This is a genomic window from Streptomyces sp. NRRL S-495 (genome assembly GCF_000966955.1).
Taxonomy (GTDB): Bacteria; Actinomycetota; Actinomycetes; order Streptomycetales; family Streptomycetaceae; genus Kitasatospora; species Kitasatospora purpeofusca.
In genome coordinates this window covers 1-16,737 of the sequence record NZ_JZWY01000433.1, presented here as the reverse complement: position 1 = coordinate 16,737, position 16,737 = coordinate 1, and the positions used below count along the sequence as shown (strand labels likewise).

Here is a 16,737-nt window from a genome sequence, read left to right as displayed (position 1 = left end):
CATCCGGACAGTTCCGCACCCGGCGGCAACTCCGTGCCCGACGGCTCGGCGCCCGCGAAGGCCGTCGCCTGCTCCAACCCCGCCTGCTCCAACCCCGCCTGCTCCGCCCCGAGTTCCGCACCCGCGCCGAACTCCGAGCCCGCCGCGAGCGCGTCGAAGCCGGCCTGCTCCAGGACGGCCGCGTCGAGCAGCGCCGCGTCGATCGCGTCCTCCTCCGCCCCGCGCCCCGCGTCCCGGCCGCCGATCCCGGCGCCGTCCAGCAGGGCGTCCGCCAGGTCGTCCTCCGCCGAGATCGCCGCGAGCCGGGCGGCGGTGTCCATGAACGCCGGGTCGGCCCGGTGCACGGCCCGGTAGAGCGGCAGCGCGGCCGCGCTGCGCCCGGCGCCCTCGTAGGCGCGGGCAAGCCAGTACCGCAGCTCCTTGCGCTGCGGCTGCTCGGAGCGGCAGCGGGCGAGCGAGGCGGCGAGCGGCGGCTGGGCCTGCGCGCACATGTCCAGCCGGACCCGGGCCATGCCGGCGAACAGCCCGGCCTCGATGCCGAGCAGCGGGTCGTCGAGCAGCCGGTCGGTGTCCCGGATCAGCTGCTCCCAGTCCTTGAGGAGGTAGGAGCGGCAGGCGTGCAGGAAACGCGCGGACGGGTCCTCGGCGGGGGCCGGGCACTGCTCCAGGGCGTGGTCCAGCTCGGTGAGGTGGCGCCCGTCCAGCCAGTGCGAGGCGTGCGCGAGGACGAGGTCCCGGGTGCTCTCCAGCACCGGTTGCACCCACCAGCCCAGCCAGTACCAGGAACTGAGCGGGCGTCCGTGCCGTCGGCGCTGCTCGCCGAACCGATTCTGGTGCCGGTGCATCGCGAGCAGCGCGCCGGAGGTGTCGCTGCGCAGCGCGTGCAGGCCGAGCCAGGCGTCGGCCATGCCGGGGTCGAGCCGGACGGCGGCGCGGAACTCCTCCTCGGCCCGGGTGTACGCCCCGGCCGTGTAGGCGTCCATGGCACGCAGCCAGGCGCGGTCGGCGAGCCGGTTCGGAGCCGGGCCGCCCGCGGTGTTGCTGTTGGAACTCTCCACTCAACGCCCCCCGCGATGTGGCTCGGGGCCCGGCCGGTGCGGCGGTGTGCGGACCCGCCGGTGGTCGTCTGCCCCCGGGGCGCATATGCGCCTGCCTGGAATCGTACCGGCGCGGCGCTGATCCGGAAGGGTGCCGCACGATGTCAAAAGCGATCGGGCGGAGGGCCGTTGAGGGGTGGCCGGCCCCGGGGCGGGGGAGTCGGACGGCACCCCCGGCTCACGGGGGAACAAGCCGGGGATGCCGGGTCCGAAGTTGCGGAATCAACAATTCCGCCAACGAGAGAGAACCTATTTCCTGACGACGTCGCAGGTCAAGGCCATTGTTGAAGGTTCACCGACGGTGCCCGGCGCGATCCGCCCGGTCACCCCGTCGACCAGGGTGCCGGCGTGCGGGCGGCTCGGGTCCGCGGCGAAATGTGCCGATTCGGCGAGTGCCCAGCCGGCCCAGAACTCCGCCAGCTCCGGACCGTCCCGCTCCTCGCCCCGCCGCCGGGCGGCCGCAGCGTCCAGCTCCATCCACACCAGCCGGGCCAGCTCCGGCCGCACCGCGCGCCGCCCGGCGCCGACCCCCTCGACCAGGACCACCGGCGCGAGCGGCACTGCGGCCGTCCCGGCGAACCGGCGCAGCGTCCAGTCGTACACCTCGTACTCCGCGTCCCGGCCCGCCGCCAGCGGCTCCAGCACCTGGCCGCGCAGCCGCCCGGTCCAGCCGAACGGCTCGGCGTGCGTCGCCAGGTCGTCCAGGTGCACCACCGGGGCGCCGCCGAGCGCGGCCGCCAGCCGGGCGGCGAAGGTCGTCTTGCCCGAGCCCGCGTGGCCGTCCACCGCGACCAGCCGCACCGGACCGCAGGACGGCGGCAGGGCCCGCAGCTCGGCGGCGAGGGCGGCCAGCGCGTCGGGGGCCGCCGGGGCCCGCACGGACCCGCCCGGGCCGGGCCGCACGACGGACCGCGAGCCGGGCCGGGAGCCGGGCCGCGCGACCGGCCGGGCGACGGGCCCCATTACCGGGGCGGCGGAAGTCTCGGAAGAAGCCACAACGTCAACCCTACGGCGGACTCCGCGCCGGTCCGGACAGGGTTGGAGTCCTCCCCGTGACGGCGGCGCCCTGATCAGGCATACTCGCATCGCCATGCCTGTGAACGGCCGTTCACCGCAATCCGGTGCCGCTCGGCCGAGGCTGCCACACCCCGCGCGGGCCCGACCACACCCCGGGGCCCGGCGCACGACCGAGGAGGCGACAGCCGCTATGACCACCTCCCCCGCGAAGTCCGTGGACCGCCAGCTGCCCAGCGAGGAGGCCCGCGAGCTCCTGAGCCTCACCCGGGACCTCGTCCAGCGTGAGCTGAAGCCGCGCGCCGCGGAGGACGAGGCCGTCGGCCGCTTCCCGCGCGAGGTCTTCCGCACGCTCGGCGAGGCCGGCCTGCTCTCCCTCCCGTACGACGAGAAGTACGGCGGCGGCGAGCAGCCGTACGAGGTCTACCTCCAGGTGCTGGAGGAGCTGGCGTCCGGCTGGCTGGCCGTCGGCCTGGGCGTCAGCGTGCACACCCTGTCCTGCCACGCGCTCGCCACCTTCGGCACCGACGAGCAGCGCGAGCGCTGGCTGCCCGGGATGCTCTCCGGCGAGCAGCTCGGCGCCTACTGCCTGTCCGAGCCGCAGTCCGGCTCCGACGCCGCGGCCCTGCGCACCCGGGCCGACCTGGACGGCGAGGAGTACGTCGTCGCCGGCACCAAGGCCTGGATCACCCACGGCGGCGAGGCCGACTTCTACAGCGCCCTGGTGCGCACCGGCGAGGAGGGCGCCCGGGGGATCAGCTGCCTGCTGGTGCCCGGCACCCAGCCCGGCCTGTCGGCCGCCCCGCCGGAGCACAAGATGGGCATGAAGTCCTCGCCCACCGCCCAGCTGCACTTCGACGGCGCCCGGGTCTCCCGGGACCGGCTGATCGGCAGCGAGGGCCAGGGCTTCCAGATCGCGCTCGCCGCGCTGGACTCCGGCCGGCTCGGCATCGCCGCCTGCGCGATCGGCGTCGCCCAGGCCGCGCTCGACACCGCCGTCGACTACGCGCGCAGCCGCCACCAGTTCGGCCGGCCGATCGCCGACTTCCAGGGCCTGTCCTTCATGCTCGCCGACATGGCCACCCAGATCGAGGCCGGCCGCGCGCTCTACCTGTCCGCCGCCCGCCGCCGCGACGCCGGCCAGGCGTTCTCCAAGGAGGCGGCGATGGCGAAGCTGTTCTGCACCGACGCCGCGATGCGGGTGACCACCGACGCCGTCCAGGTGCTCGGCGGCTACGGCTACACCCAGGACTTCCCGGCCGAGCGCTACATGCGCGAGGCCAAGGTGCTGCAGATCGTCGAGGGCACCAACCAGATCCAGCGCGTGGTGATCGGCCGCCACCTCACCAAGGGCTGACCGGTCGCCGAGGGCCGACCGGTCACGAACGGCTGACGGCACGCGAACGGCCCCCGGTGTCGCTCCTGGTTACGGAGCGGGGCCGGGGGCCGTTGTGCCGATCATCGGGGCCGACGCGCGATGCCCGGGCGCGCGGCCGGCGCTCAGCGCCTGGAGAATCGGCCGCGCTGCTCGGGAATGACCGGCGCGGAGCCCGAACGGACCGGGCGGTGCACCATCGCGTGCGAGAACGGCTGGGTGCGCCAGTCGTGCTCGCCCGGCAGCGCGAGCAGCGCGGCCAGGCCGGCCGAGTCGGCCTCCTCGGCGCACTCCACCTCGGCCAGGTCGTCGGTCGGCGTGCCCGAGCCCGGGCACAGGGTGGGGGAGAAGGGGTGCCAGGCCCGGGGCAGCACGGCGTGCTGCGGCAGCCGCTCCTCGTCGCCCACCAGGGCGATCGGACGCCGGCAGGACGGGCAGTCGACCCGGACGATCTCCCACAGCTCGGCCTCGCCCGGATCCACCCCCGGCGCGGCGTCGTAGGGGACCGCGAGGTCCTCGCGGTCGGTCGTATCGTGGGCGTCGTCCGCGCCCGTCGGGCGCTGATCGGTAACGCGCATGGTGATCCCCCTCGGATCGGGCCCGGCGTGGTCGCCCGGGGCCACAACCAGCACTTCCCGCCGACGCGGACTCATAACCCTGCAGTTCGGCGCACTGTGATGCACCGGGTGTGTCCTTCGCCACATTCGTCCGGCATGTGCCCGTGCGGCACCCCGGGGCGCGCCGGATGCCGCTCCGCGCCCCCCTCCCGGTCCCGCGCGCGCCCCCGGTCCGACGCCGCACGCGCCCCCCGCCGCCGCGATCCGCGCGCCCCCGAGAGGGTAGGTTTGCGCCTTGTGGAGGATCTCGATCAACGCATCGTCCGACTGCTTCTCCAGGACGGCCGGATGAGCTACACGGACCTGGGCAAGGCCACCGGCCTGTCCACCTCGGCGGTGCACCAGCGGGTGCGCCGCCTCGAACAGCGCGGGGTGATCCGCGGCTACACCGCGATCATCGACCCCGACGCCGTCGACCTCGCGCTCACCGCGTTCATCTCGGTCAAACCCTTCGACCCCAGCGCCCCCGACGACACACCCGAGCGGCTGGCCGACCTGCCCGAGATCGAGGCCTGCCACAGCGTCGCCGGCGAGGAGAACTACATCCTCAAGGTCCGCGTCGGCGCCCCCGGCGACCTGGAGGACCTGCTGGCCCGCATCCGCAGCGCCGCCGGCGTCTCCACCCGCACCACCGTCGTCCTGTCCACCCCCTACGAGGCCCGGCCCCCGAGGCTCTGACCGGCCCTTCGGGGGGTGCAGACTTGGCCCATGACCGAACGCAACTCACGGACCGTCCTGCTGCGCGGCGGCGCCGTCTACAGCCCCGCCGACCCCTTCGCCACCGCCATGCTCGTCGAGGGCGAGCACGTCGCCTGGGTCGGCAGTGACGGCGCCGCCGAGGCCTACGCGCGGACCGCCGACGAGATCGTCGAACTCGACGGCGCCCTGGTCACCCCGGCCTTCGTCGACGCCCACGCGCACGCCACCGCCACCGGCCTCGCGCTCACCGGCCTCGACCTCACCGGCACCCCCTCGCTGGCCGCCGCCCTGGCCGCCGTCACCGCCTTCACCGCCCGCGAGCAGCCCGGCGGCGTCCTCATCGGCCACGGCTGGGACGAGACCGGCTGGCCCGAGGGCCGCCCGCCGACCCTCGCCGAACTGGACGCCGCCGCCGGCGGCGCCGCCGTCTACCTCTCCCGCACCGACGTGCACTCCGCGCTCGCCACCACCGCGCTGCGCGCCCTCACCGAGGGCCTCGCCGAACGGCCCGGATTCCACCCCGACGGCCCGCTCACCCGCGACGCCCACCACGCCGTCCGCGCGACCGCGCTCGCCCGCCTCACCCCCGCCCAGCGCCGCCACGCCCAGCGTGCCGCCCTGGCCCGCGCCGCCGAACTCGGCATCGGCGCCCTGCACGAGTGCGCCGGCCCCGAGATCTCCTCCGAGCAGGACCTCACCGCCCTGCTGGAGCTGGCCGCCGAGGGCGACGGCCCCGAGGTGTTCGGCTACTGGGGCGAGCTCGCCGAGCGCGGCGGCGTCGAGACCGCCCGCCGGCTTGGCGCCGTCGGCGCCGGCGGCGACCTCTTCGTCGACGGCGCCCTCGGCTCGCACACCGCCTGCCTGCACCACGACTACGCCGACGCCGCGCACACCGGCACCTCCTACCTGACCGCCGCCCAGGTCGCCGACCACGTCGCCGCCTGCACCGAGGCCGGCCTCCAGGCCGGCTTCCACGCCATCGGGGACGCCGCGGTCGCCGCCGTCCTGGAGGGCGTGCGGGCGGCCGGCGGCCGGGTCGGCGCCGACCGCGTCCGGGCGCTGCGCCACCGGGTCGAGCACGCCGAGGCCCTCGACGACAAGACCGTCGCCGCCTTCGCCGAACTCGGCCTCACCGCCTCCGTGCAGCCCGCCTTCGACGCCGCCTGGGGCGGCCCGGACGGCATGTACGTTCAGCGCCTCGGCGCCGAGCGGGCCGCCGCGCTCAACCCGTTCGCCGCCCTGCTGCGCTCCGGCGTCCCGCTGGCCTTCGGCTCGGACGCCCCGGTCACCCCGCTCGACCCCTGGGGCACCGTCCGGGCCGCCGCCTTCCACCGCACCCCCGAGCACCGGATCTCGGTCCGGGCCGCGTTCACCGCCCACACCCGGGGCGGCTGGCGGGCGGTCGGCCGCGACCAGGACGGCGTGCTCGTCCCCGGCGCGGTCGCCAGCTACGCGATCTGGGCCGCCACCGACCTGGTCGTCCAGGCGCCGGACGACCGGGTGGCCGGCTGGTCCACCGACCCGCGCTCCGGTACCCCCGGCCTGCCCGACCTCACTCCGGGCCACCCGCTGCCCACTTGCCTGCGCACCGTGGTCCGGGGCCGCACCGTCCACCTCGCCGAGGCCGGGAGCAGCACGGAAGCCGGCACGGGAACCGGCGCGTAGACCAGCACGGGAACCGGCGCGTAGACCGGCACGGAGACCGGCACGGAGACCGGCACTTAAACCGGATGATCGGAGCGGGCCGCCCGCCGTAGGTTGGCCCCCATGACCGATCAGCCGTTCGTCCCCGCCGACTTCACCGTCCCCCGCGCCCTCGACGCCGAGGGGTTCCGCCTGGAACCCCTCGGCGAGCAGCACAACGAGGCCGACCACGCCGCCTGGACCGGCAGCATCCCTCACATCCGGGCCACCCCCGGCTTCGGAGAGGGCACCTGGCCCCCGGCCGAGGGCATGGACCTCGACCGCAACCTCGCCGACCTGCGCCGGCACGCCGCCGACTTCGAGGCCCGCCGGGGCTTCACCTACAGCGTCCGCGCCGTCCCCGGCGACGCCGTCGTCGGCTGCGTCTACATCTACCCGGACCACGACCGGCCCGGCGCCACCGATGTCAGCTCCTGGGTCCGGGCCGACCGGGCCGAGCTGGACGCCCCGCTCCACCGCGCGGTCTCCGCCTGGCTCGCCACCACCTGGCCGTTCGCCGAGGTGACGTACGCCCCGCGCTGACCGGGCCCGGCAACGCGCGCCCCGCGGCGTCGGCCGGGCCGCGGGGACGGCGCAAAGCGACCCTCACCTCACGGCGGGGTGTCCGGACGGGGTACCTTCTTCGGACAGCGTCCGAACAGCCGTCCCGGTACACCACAGCGGGACGGCGTCGAGAGAGATGGTGCGACGGTGGTCATGCCCGTCACCCAGGAGCGGTCCGGTACCGCACCCGAGAACCCCGACGAGGAACCCGGCCCCGGCCCAGGCCGCGCAGCCCGGGCCCTCGCCAGGGTCCGGGCCGGCCTGCCCCGCACCGGACTGGCCGCGCTCGCCGGGCTGCTGCTCGCGCTGGCCTTCCCGCCGTTCGACCTGTGGCCGCTGTCGCTGCTCGGCGTCGCCGCGCTGTCCCTGCTCACCCGGGGCCGCACCGCCCGCCAGGCCGCCTGGACCGGCTTCGCCTTCGGCCTGCCGTTCTTCCTGATGCTGCTCAGCTGGCTGCGGGTGGTCGGCTGGGACGCCACCGTCGGCCTGTCCGTCATCGAGGCGCTCTTCCTGGCCGCCCTGGGCGCCGGTCTCGCCGTCGCCTCCCGGCTGCCCGGCTGGCCGTTCTGGGGCGCCTGCCTGTGGATCACCCAGGAGTGGGCCCGCGACCGGCTGCCGCTCGGCGGCTTCCCCTGGGGCCGGCTGGCCTTCGCCAACACCGCCACCCCGTACACCCCGCTGGCCGCGCTCGGCGGCGCCCCGCTGGTGACCTTCGCCGTCGCCCTGTCCGGCACCCTGCTGGCCTGGGCCGCCGTGCGGGCCACCGGCCGCGGTACCGACCGCCGCCCGGTCGCGGCCGCGCCCGCCGCGCTCGGCGCCGTCGCCGCGATGCTCGCCGGCTTCCTGGTGCCGGTGCCCACCGCGGCCGCCGACACCGTCAAGGTCGCCGTCATCCAGGGCAACGTCCCCAACCCCGGCATGGACTTCCTCGGCCGCCCGATGATGGTCCTCAACAACCACGCCGCCGCCACCGAGAAGCTCGCCGAGGACATCAAGGCGGGTCGGGCCGAGAAGCCGGACATCGTGATCTGGCCGGAGAACTCCTCCGACCTCGACCCGTTCTCCGACCCGCTGGCCTACCGGCGGATCGACGAGGCCGTCCGCGCGATCGGCGTGCCCACCCTGGTCGGCACCCTCGTCGACGGCCCCGACGAGCAGCACGTGCAGAACGAGGGCATCGTCTGGGACCCGAAGACCGGCCCCGGCGCCTCCTACACCAAGCAGCACCCGGTGCCGTTCGGCGAGTACGTGCCCTTCCGCGACCAGCTCTCCAAGGTCATCACCCGCCTCCAGCGGGTCGCCCGCGACTTCTACCCCGGCGACCACAACGGCGTCATGCAGCTCGGCCCGGCCCGGATCGGCGACGTCATCTGCTTCGAGGTCGCCTACGACGAGATCGTCCGCGACACCGTCGACCAGGGCGCCCGGGTGCTCGTCGTGCAGACCAACAACGCCACCTACGCCAAGACCGGGCAGCCGGAGCAGCAGCTCGCGATGAGCCGGCTGCGCGCCGTCGAGCACGGCCGCGCGGTGCTGATCGCCGCGACCAGCGGCATCAGCGCGGTCATCGCCCCGGACGGCACGGTCGTCCAGCGCACCGAGGAGCTGACCGCCGCCGAGCTGATCGCGACGGTCCCGCTGCGCGACGGCACCACCGTCGCCGACCGGGTCGGCGCCGCCCCCGAGTGGACGCTCGCGGTGGCCGGCCTGCTGGCCTGCGCCGGGGGAGTGCTGCTGGCCCGCCGCCGCCGTGCGACGGCTCCCGCGGATGCCGGCGCCACCACCGCCGGCGAGTGACCCGCTGTTCCACCGGGCCCGCGCCCGGTGGAACACCGGCCGCCGGCCGACCGTTGGACCAGGTGGTGCCGTAGCCGGCCCGGACCTCCCGTGCGGCGCGCAGAGCACCGCCTGGAGTGGATTCGTACCGTGACCCGGCAAGACACCCCCACCCGTCCGGCCCCGCGCTCGAAGCTGCGGCGCGCGCTGCCGCTGCTGCTGACCGCCTGGCTGGTACTGGAGATCTGGCTGCTGGTGCAGGTGGGCTCCTGGCTGGGCGGCCTGACCGTGGTGCTGCTGCTGATCGCAGGCGCGTTGATCGGCGGCTCGCTGATCAAGCGGGCCGGCGCGCGCGCCCTGTCGGCGGCCTTCGAGCAGACCCGCGACCCGCGACCGGAGCAGCCGCAGACCGGGACCAGCCTGACCGTGCTGGCCGGCCTGCTGCTGATCCTGCCCGGCTTCCTCTCGGACGGGCTGGCGCTGACCCTGCTGTTCCCGCCGACCCGCGCGCTGTGGCGCGCGGCCGGGCGCCGGGCGGCCGACAAGGTGCTGCGCTCCGCCGCGACCGCGGGTGCCGACCCGCTGGCGGACGCGATGCGGCTGCAGGAGCAGCTGCGGATCCACCGCCCGGACGGCAAGGTGATCCAGGGCGAGGTGGTCGAGCCGGGCGCCGGCCCGGCCGCCGGACCGCAGGGCCCGGACACCGGCTACCGTCCGCCCCTCAACGGCTGACCCGGCCCGCCGGTGGTCCGGACCGGACCACCGGCGGCGGGTACGAGCGGCACATGCGAAAGGGACCCTGGTGACCAGGGTCCCTTTTCGCGTGCCCCCGCCGGGTGGCGGGAGCAGGGTCAGGCGCTCTTGCGGGTGTCCCGCGGGTGCACCGCGAGGTTCATCCCACCGGAACGGAGCACGGCCAGCCGCTCGGCCAGCACCTCCTCCAACTCCTCACGGGTCCGGCGCTCCATCAGCATGTCCCAATGGGTACGCGTCGGCTTGGTCTTCTTCTCCTCGGGCTCGTCACCGTCGAGGAGTACCGCCTCCTGGCCGCAGAAGCGGCATTCCCAGGCGGAGGGGATCTCGGCCTCGACCGAGAAAGGAACCTCGAATCGGTGTCCGTTCTGACATGCGTACTCGACGGTCTGGCGGGGAGCCAGATCGATACCGCGGTCGGTCTCGTAGCTAGTGGCCCCGAGTCGCGTGCCGCGGAGAGCTCGCTCGCTCATGAATCGTGCCTCCCGGGCTTATGGCCCACAGGACTAGTGGTCGCTGTTCTTCGTCGTTCGGTCAACGCTCGGCTTCCGACGAAGATTCCCGTCCCGGGACATGCGTCGTCTGTTGTGCCGTCCCTGTTTGTACCCACCGGCGCCCGATTTGTCACATCTGGCCGGTGATATCACCCCAGGTGTCACCTATTTCACATCTGGTGATCGGTCGGCCTTTCCCGGACGAGCGTACCGGGCCGGGAATCGACGGTGGGAGCCGCCCCTCCCCTTCGGATGTGTGGCCGCCGGGTCAGGCGAGTGGGCGGAAGCGTAGCGCGGCCGGGCCCTTGGCGAGGTCCACCCCGGCGTGCGCGGCCGGATCGAGCTCCACCGCCACGGTCGGCGGGCCGTCCGGGTGGGTGGGCAGCGGCTGCGCCGACGGGACCGGCGCGGCCGCCTCGGTGCGGGTGTCGCGGTGCGGCAGCAGGGCGATCACGGCGTCCCGCAGCGCGGCCGGCGCCTCCTCGTCCAGGGGGTCGACGGTGGCCGGCAGCTGGAGCCGGACCGGGGCGCCGGTGCCGATCCGGGCGTAGCCGCGGCCGGCCGGGGCGTGCGCGGCGGGCACGATGTCCAGCGGCACCCCGAGGGCGGCGTGGCTCTCCTCGGGGCCGGCCGGGCCGAGCACCACCCGGGCCCGGGCGGTGGACCGGATGCTCGGCGAGATCCGGTCCCGGGCCTCGATGTCGTCGGCGACCACCACGGTCACCCGGGCGGCGCGGCCGTGCCGCAGTGGCAGTTCCAGCAGGTCCTGCGGGTCCGGTCGGCCCTCGGCGTGGGCCAGCTCGGTCAGCTCGGTCGGGTGGTCGAGCAGCAGCCACAGCGGCCGGGTGACGTCTGCGGGCGGCGCGGTGCCGGCGTGCCGGGCGGCGTTCAGCGCGGTGAGCCGGCGCTCGGTCTCCTGGGCCGCCCAGTGCAGCGCGGCCAGCGCGCCGTGCAGGCTGGTCTCCACCGTGTGCACGCCGGGCCGGTTGACCAGGCAGGCGTGCTCGCCGGTGCCGGCGCCGTCGATCACCATCAGGTCGGCGTACGGCAGGGCCTGGAGGGCGATCGAGCGGATCAGGCTGGAGGTGCCGTAGCCGCTGACGCCGAGCGCCAGCAGGTGCGGTTCGGCCGAGCGGGGGCCGGTGCGCCAGACCACCGGCGGCTGCTGGGCGGGCGCGCCGCCCTGCTGCACCGGGATGGTCCTGGCGCTGCCGTCCTCGTCGGTGAAGCCGAGCACGATCTCGCCGGGCGCGGCCACGAAGCGCTGGGCGGCGATGTCCGTCGGCAGCGGCGCCAGGGCGGCGATCCGCAGCCGGTTGGTCTCCTCGTCCCAGTCGAAGCGGTACTCGCGGGCCCGGCCGGCCTTGCCCTGGACGACCTGCTCGATCCGGGCCCGGGCGGCCGGCTCGGTGTCGGTGAAGTACGCGGGGTAGGCGATCTCCAGCCGGGAGAGCCGGCCCCCGGCGTCGAACTCCCACCCGGAGAAGACGTCCTTCCAGCTGCCCTCGTGGTGGTAGAGCGGGACGAGCTCGTCCGGCCCGGCCAGGTACGGGGTGAGCGCCGCGTACAGGGCGGTGAGCTTGACGTCGGCGACGTCCGGCTCGGGCGGGGCCGGCGGGGCCTTGGGCGCGCGCCCGGCCCAGGCGGCGCTGGCCATCAGCGCGACCAGGGCGAACAGCAGGCCGTGCGGCAGCAGGAAGATGCCGACCAGCATCGCGGCGACCAGGAACACCGTCGGCCCGCGCCGCTCCTTCGGGGTGGCCTGCCAGCGGCCCTTGGCCCAGCCGACGTGGTGGCGCAGCCCCCGGCCGACGACGGTGAGCGGCGCGAACATGTCGGAGGCGTGGTCGCCGGCCGTGCGGACGAGGTCGCGGCCCTTGTTGAGGTGGTTGCGGTTGAGCGGCATTCCTGGCTCCCCGGGCGAGTGGGACGGTCGGGTGGAACGGGGACTTGCGGCTCCGGCCGGTCCGGTGGCGGCTCGGGCCGGTTCGGTGCCGGTTCGGTGACGGCTCCGGCGGGAACGACCGGGCCCGGGTGCGGTGGGATCCGCGCCCGGGCCCTTGGGGTCGGGGAACCCGCTAGAACTTGATGCCGCCGAGCAGGCTGGCGAGGGTCGCACCGCCCGCGGTGATGCTCGGCGCGATCGAGGAGCCGGCGATGTAGAAACCGAGGAGGGCGCAGACGATCGCATGGGAGACCTTGAGTCCGTCCCTGCGGAAGAAGAGGAATGTGATGGTGCCGAACAGGACGATGCCGGAAATCGAGAGGATCACGTTCTGCTCCTCGGAGGAGGGGACGGGGACAGTGTCACGGAAAGTGCCACAATCGTGACAAAAAGTAATAGATGATGGAACGGTGCAAATGGGTGGATCTCCGGAGATGCCCCACCTCGTGACCCGGACGGCGGTGTGCGAACCGACCCCGCCGGGGCCCGGGGGCGCCGCATTTCCGGCGTGCCGAGCCATTCCCGCCCCCCGGGCGGGAAGTTTCCGGGGGTGGTGGAAAGTTCCCCCGAACGGGCGCGCAACCTTCCCGCCCACGTGTCGTGCGCTACCGTGCGTCCGGCGCGACCACCGACCACACCGGAGCGGCCCCGACCCGGGCCGCGCCGCGGAGAAAGGCCGAGACATGACCGACATCCCCGACGCCGACGTGATCGCCCTGGCCGGCAAGCTCTTCGACGCCGCCCGGGCCGGCGACTCCGCCACCCTCGCCGCCGCCGTCGACGCCGGCGCCCCGGCCGACCTCACCAACGACCGCGGCGACACCCTGCTGATGCTCGCCGCCTACCACGGCCACGCCGTCGCGGTCACCGCCCTGCTGGAGCGCGGCGCCGACCCGAACCGGGCCAACGACCGCGGCCAGACCCCGCTCGCCGGCGCCGTCTTCAAGGGCAACGACGCGGTCCTCGACGCCCTGCTCGCCGGCGGCGCCGACCCCGCCGCCGGCACCCCGTCCGCCGTCGACACCGCCCGGATGTTCGAGAAGACGGCGCTGGTCGCCCGGTTCGAGGGCCGACCGGAGGCGGGCTGAGCGAGGGCCGTAGGCTTGACGACCATGGAGAGCACCACCACCGGCGGAACCTTCGCATACGACCGCACGGGTGACCGCGTCGAGCTGCGCGTCACCGGCTTCGGACACCCCGACGCCCAGCTGCTCGCGGCGGAGGTCCAGCAGGAGTACGTCGTCCGATACGGCGAGGGCGACCTCACCCAGCTGCACCCCGACCACTTCGAGCCGCCCGCCGGCCTCTTCGTCATCGCCTACCTGGCCGGCCGACCGGTCGCCTGCGGCGGCTGGCGTGCCAAGTCGGCGGCGCCGTTCGGCATCCGCGACGGCGACGCCGAGGTGAAGCGGATGTTCGTCCGCCCCGAGGCACGTGGGCGGGGCCTGGCCAGGACGCTGCTGCGCCACCTGGAGCAGACCGCCGTCGACGCCGGCCGGACCAGGTTCGTCCTGGAGACCGGCAGCGAGCAGCCCGAGGCCATCGCCCTGTACGCCTCCGAGGGGTACGCGGCGATCGAGAAGTTCGGCATCTACCGCGAGCATCCGCAAAGCATCTGCCTGGGCAAGGAGTTCGACGGCGCGTCCGCCGTCTGACCCGTGCCGCGGCCGGGTAGCCTCCCGAGGGGGACCGACCGGACCCCTCGGGAGGGGCGCCGGCCGACGGCCGGCGCGGGTGGGGGAGAACCGCGGATGACCGGACCGGTACTGCCCGCCGAACCCACTGGAACCGTCGAACCCACTGGAACTGCCGAACCCGCCGAACCCGCCGGACTCGGTGGACTCGCCGACCCCGGCGGCCCGTTGGCCCGCCTGGTGGCCGAGGGCCTGCGCGCCGCCGGGACCGGCGGCGTCTGGTCGGTGGGCGACGCCGGCGGCGTCCGGGCCCGCGGCCGGACCGGCCCCCTCGGCCAAGGCCCCTGGGCCGCACGGGAGATGGACCACGACACCGTCTTCGACCTGGCCAGCCTCACCAAGATCGTCGCCCTCTGGCCGTGCGCCGGAGCCCTCCGGCAGGCCGGCCGGCTCCCCCTCGACCGTCCCCTCGCCGACTACTGGCCACCCGCCGCCCGGCACCCCGTCGGAACCGTGACGGCCCGTCAACTCCTCACCCACACCGCCGGAATGCCACTGCGCACCCGCTTCGCCGAACTCTACGGCGACGACCCGGCCGCGATCCGGGCCGGCGTCCTCGCCGCCCCGCTGCACCGCCCGCCCGGCGCCGCCGTCGAATACACCGACCGGGCCGCCGTCCTGCTCGGCCACCTCGTCGAGGACCTCGCCGGCGCACCGCTCGACCGGCTCGCCGCCCAGCAGGTCTGGCAGCCGCTCGGCATGACCGACACCCACTACGGCCCGCTCGGCCCGGACACCGCCCACCGCACCGCCCCCACCGAGTACGAGCGCACCGCCGGCGGCATCCTGTGCGGCACCGTGCACGACCCCTCGGCCCGGCTGCTCGGCGGCGTCTCCGGCAACGCCGGCGCCTTCTCCACCGCCCGCGACCTGGAACGCCTCCTCACCGCCCTGCTCGCCCCGCCCTCCGGCACCGGCATCCCCTGGGGCGAACCCTGGATCACCGAGTCCCTGCGCGTCCACACCGGCGGACTCGCCCCCGCCCGGGGCCTGTCCTGGCTCTGCGCGGCCGGCACCGACCCCGCTGCCGGCACCTTCGTCCACTACGGCTTCACCGGCACCGGCATCTGGTTCTCCCGCCGCCGCGGCCGCTGGGCACTGCTGCTCACCAACAAGGTGCACTACGACCGCGACTTCCAGCCGCTCACCGATCTGCGCAACGCCTTCCGCCGGGCCGTCCTCGGCTGACGGGCCCGGCGGGGGCGCACGCGGAACGGTGGGGCGTGCCCGGAACGGCGCCGGGTGTCAGATCAGCGTCGACCAGTACGACCAGAACCGGTTCAGGATCAGCAGCGCGATCACCGCCGCCCACAGCACCGGCAGCGCCCAGTGGTAGCGGGCCGCCTCCCGGACCACCGGCCGCAGCCGGGGCCCCACCGGGATCACCCCCGACCGCAGATTGTGCAGCGTCGTGTACCAGAACAGCGCCACCACCGTCACCCAGACCACCATGCAGTACGGGCACAGCGCGCCGATGTCGTACAGCGCCTGGACGATCAGCCAGTGCGTGAACCCCACCCCGAGCAGCGTCCCGGCCTGGAGCCCCAGCCAGAACCAGCGCCGGTACCCGGCCCCCGCCAGCAGACCCGCGCCGACCGCCGCCAGCGCGCCGAACGCGACCAGCCCGAGCAGCGGGTTCGGGAAGCCGAACACCTCCGCCTGCGCGGTGCGCATCACCGAACCGCAGCTGATCACCGGATTGATGTTGCAACTCGGTATGTAGGAGGGATCCTCCAGGATCCGGAGCTTGTCGAAGGTCAGCACCGCCGAGGCGGCCAGCCCGACCAGGGCGGCCAGCAGGACGAACAGCGAGAACGCGCGGCCCGCGCCGACCTGCCCCGGACCGGGCACGGCCGCACCGGCGGGAGTCGGACGGGAGGAGGAGTGGGACGGCAGAGCGGTCGATGCGGTCATGGCAGAGCACTCCGTGGGTGAGGAAGGGCCGGCCCGGCCGGGGTATCGGCCGGGCCGGTGGTGCTCACTGCAAGCCCGCGGCCTGCTTCACCTGCGCGGCGAACTGCTCCGCCGTCAGCGCCTTGTTGCCGCTGAACAGCGTGAGCGGCTTGCCGTCCACCTTCACCGTCGGGGTACCGGTCACCCCGCTGTCGTTGAACGCGTCCGCGACCTTCTTCGCCCACGGCGCGTACGTCCGGTCCGTGACCGCCTTGACGAAGGCGTCCGTCTTCAGACCCGGCACCTTGTCGGCCAGCTCCAGCAGGTGGTTGACGTCGCCGAAGGCGTCCTCGCGCTCGTCCGGCTGGTTGGCGTACAGCACGTCGTGGTACGCCTTGAACTTGTCCACGCCCTCGTTCGCCGCGGCGCCGATCGCCGCCAGCGCCGTGCGCGAGCCCTTGCCGCCGAGGTTCTTGTCCAGGAACGCGGCCAGGTGGTACTCGACCTTGACCGAGCCGTCCTCCACCAGCTTGCGGACCGCGTCGCCGTTGGCCGCCTCGAAGTTCTTGCACACCGGGCAGCGGAAGTCCTCGAACACCTGGAGGGTGTGCGCGGCGTCCGCCTTGCCGTACGTGATGACCGTGCCGTCCGCACCCGAGGTGTTCGCCGGGACGACCATCGCGGTCGGCTCGACCGCCTCCGTCGACGAGGACTTGCTGTCGCCGGCCGTGCTGATCGCCAGCGCGGTGCCGCCGACCAGGGCGAGACCGACGACGAGCGAGACACCGATGACGATCCGCCGCCGGCGTGCGTTCGCCTGCTTCTCCAGGCGCTGCGCCTCCTGGATGCGCTCACGGGCGCTGATCTTCTGGGCCTGCTTGCGGGAGGGCTTCTGGTTGGGGTGAGCCATGTCGGTTCAACTCCGTGATGGGGCGCGCCGAAGGGCGCGCGGAGGTGTTCCCAGGTGTCCCCGCCCCGGCGCACGGCGTACGGCGCGGGCGCGCGAAGGCGCCGGCAGAGGTACGGGCCGGAGGGGACTACTGGGCGGGAGGCGGAGTCGCCGGCCGCCCGCCGGACACCTGGGAGCCCGTCACGGGGCAGTCGTCAGGACGTCGTCAGCGGGCAGGCGCGAA

The 16,737-nt window shown here is 74.8% G+C and carries 16 protein-coding genes and 1 pseudogene; 9 read left to right on the top strand and 8 right to left on the bottom strand.

The genetic code is table 11. From position 1 onward, the window contains the following. Together VR45_RS22765 and VR45_RS22760 are read right to left on the bottom strand one after the other, a co-directional pair. A pseudogene (locus VR45_RS22765) lies at positions 1–983 on the bottom strand (CbxX/CfqX); the annotation flags it as partial. Positions 984–1,346: 363 nt separating this feature from the next. Further along, positions 1,347–2,093 (bottom strand): hypothetical protein, encoded by a 747-nt coding sequence (locus tag VR45_RS22760; RefSeq protein ID WP_234326083.1) that lies wholly within the window; start codon positions 2,091–2,093, stop codon positions 1,347–1,349. A gap of 211 nt (positions 2,094–2,304) precedes the next feature. Between VR45_RS22760 and VR45_RS22755 the strand changes: the two genes are divergently transcribed. After that, positions 2,305–3,468, top strand: a complete 1,164-nt coding sequence (locus tag VR45_RS22755; RefSeq protein ID WP_045941661.1) for an acyl-CoA dehydrogenase family protein — start codon at positions 2,305–2,307, stop codon at positions 3,466–3,468. Positions 3,469–3,611: 143 nt separating this feature from the next. On the opposite strand, the gene VR45_RS22750 is transcribed toward VR45_RS22755, so the two are convergent. Beyond that, the gene (locus VR45_RS22750) at positions 3,612–4,064 is read right to left on the bottom strand and encodes a hypothetical protein (protein ID WP_045941666.1); all 453 of its coding nucleotides are present in this window, start codon (positions 4,062–4,064) and stop codon (positions 3,612–3,614) included. Between the two features lie 276 nt (positions 4,065–4,340). On the opposite strand from VR45_RS22750, the gene VR45_RS22745 reads away from it, so the two are divergent. From VR45_RS22745 to fxsA, 5 genes are all read left to right on the top strand, one after another. Continuing rightward, entirely contained in the window at positions 4,341–4,781 is a 441-nt protein-coding gene (locus VR45_RS22745) for an Lrp/AsnC family transcriptional regulator (protein WP_030396362.1), read from the top strand. Positions 4,782–4,811: 30 nt separating this feature from the next. After that, positions 4,812–6,467, top strand: coding sequence for an amidohydrolase family protein (locus VR45_RS22740; protein ID WP_045941660.1), 1,656 nt, complete (start codon positions 4,812–4,814; stop codon positions 6,465–6,467). 102 nt (positions 6,468–6,569) lie between these two features. Beyond that, a complete protein-coding gene (locus tag VR45_RS22735) occupies positions 6,570–7,028 on the top strand; it encodes a hypothetical protein (RefSeq protein WP_045941659.1) in 459 nt (152 codons plus the stop codon). A gap of 174 nt (positions 7,029–7,202) precedes the next feature. Beyond that, a complete protein-coding gene (gene lnt, locus VR45_RS22730) occupies positions 7,203–8,846 on the top strand; it encodes an apolipoprotein N-acyltransferase (RefSeq protein ID WP_045941665.1) in 1,644 nt (547 codons plus the stop codon). A 129-nt stretch (positions 8,847–8,975) separates the two neighbouring features. Continuing rightward, a complete protein-coding gene (gene fxsA, locus VR45_RS22725; protein ID WP_045941658.1) occupies positions 8,976–9,557 on the top strand; it encodes an FxsA family membrane protein in 582 nt (193 codons plus the stop codon). A 119-nt stretch (positions 9,558–9,676) separates the two neighbouring features. Here the strand turns inward: fxsA and VR45_RS22720 are convergent, their stop codons facing one another. The 3 genes from VR45_RS22720 to VR45_RS22710 all read right to left on the bottom strand — a co-directional run bounded on the left by VR45_RS22720 (position 9,677) and on the right by VR45_RS22710 (position 12,345). Beyond that, entirely contained in the window at positions 9,677–10,051 is a 375-nt protein-coding gene (locus VR45_RS22720; RefSeq protein ID WP_030396357.1) for an RNA polymerase-binding protein RbpA, read from the bottom strand. A gap of 289 nt (positions 10,052–10,340) precedes the next feature. Next, positions 10,341–11,978: a hypothetical protein gene (locus VR45_RS22715; protein WP_078896747.1), complete on the bottom strand. Its 1,638-nt coding sequence runs from the start codon at positions 11,976–11,978 to the stop codon at positions 10,341–10,343. A gap of 172 nt (positions 11,979–12,150) precedes the next feature. Next, a complete protein-coding gene (locus VR45_RS22710; protein ID WP_030306123.1) occupies positions 12,151–12,345 on the bottom strand; it encodes a hypothetical protein in 195 nt (64 codons plus the stop codon). Between the two features lie 355 nt (positions 12,346–12,700). Between VR45_RS22710 and VR45_RS50125 the strand changes: the two genes are divergently transcribed. From VR45_RS50125 to VR45_RS22695, 3 genes are all read left to right on the top strand, one after another. After that, on the top strand, positions 12,701–13,105 hold the full coding sequence (locus VR45_RS50125; RefSeq protein WP_045941657.1) for an ankyrin repeat domain-containing protein: 405 nt from the start codon (positions 12,701–12,703) through the stop codon (positions 13,103–13,105). Positions 13,106–13,129: 24 nt separating this feature from the next. Beyond that, entirely contained in the window at positions 13,130–13,672 is a 543-nt protein-coding gene (locus VR45_RS22700; RefSeq protein ID WP_045941656.1) for a GNAT family N-acetyltransferase, read from the top strand. 96 nt (positions 13,673–13,768) lie between these two features. Next, complete coding sequence (locus VR45_RS22695) at positions 13,769–14,899, top strand: serine hydrolase domain-containing protein (RefSeq protein WP_078896746.1); 1,131 nt, start codon at positions 13,769–13,771, stop codon at positions 14,897–14,899. A gap of 57 nt (positions 14,900–14,956) precedes the next feature. On the opposite strand, the gene VR45_RS22690 is transcribed toward VR45_RS22695, so the two are convergent. Both VR45_RS22690 and VR45_RS22685 read right to left on the bottom strand, forming a co-directional pair. Further along, positions 14,957–15,625: a vitamin K epoxide reductase family protein gene (locus VR45_RS22690; protein WP_078896745.1), complete on the bottom strand. Its 669-nt coding sequence runs from the start codon at positions 15,623–15,625 to the stop codon at positions 14,957–14,959. A 64-nt stretch (positions 15,626–15,689) separates the two neighbouring features. Beyond that, complete coding sequence (locus tag VR45_RS22685; RefSeq protein WP_045941655.1) at positions 15,690–16,514, bottom strand: thioredoxin domain-containing protein; 825 nt, start codon at positions 16,512–16,514, stop codon at positions 15,690–15,692. Positions 16,515–16,737 lie beyond the last annotated feature (223 nt).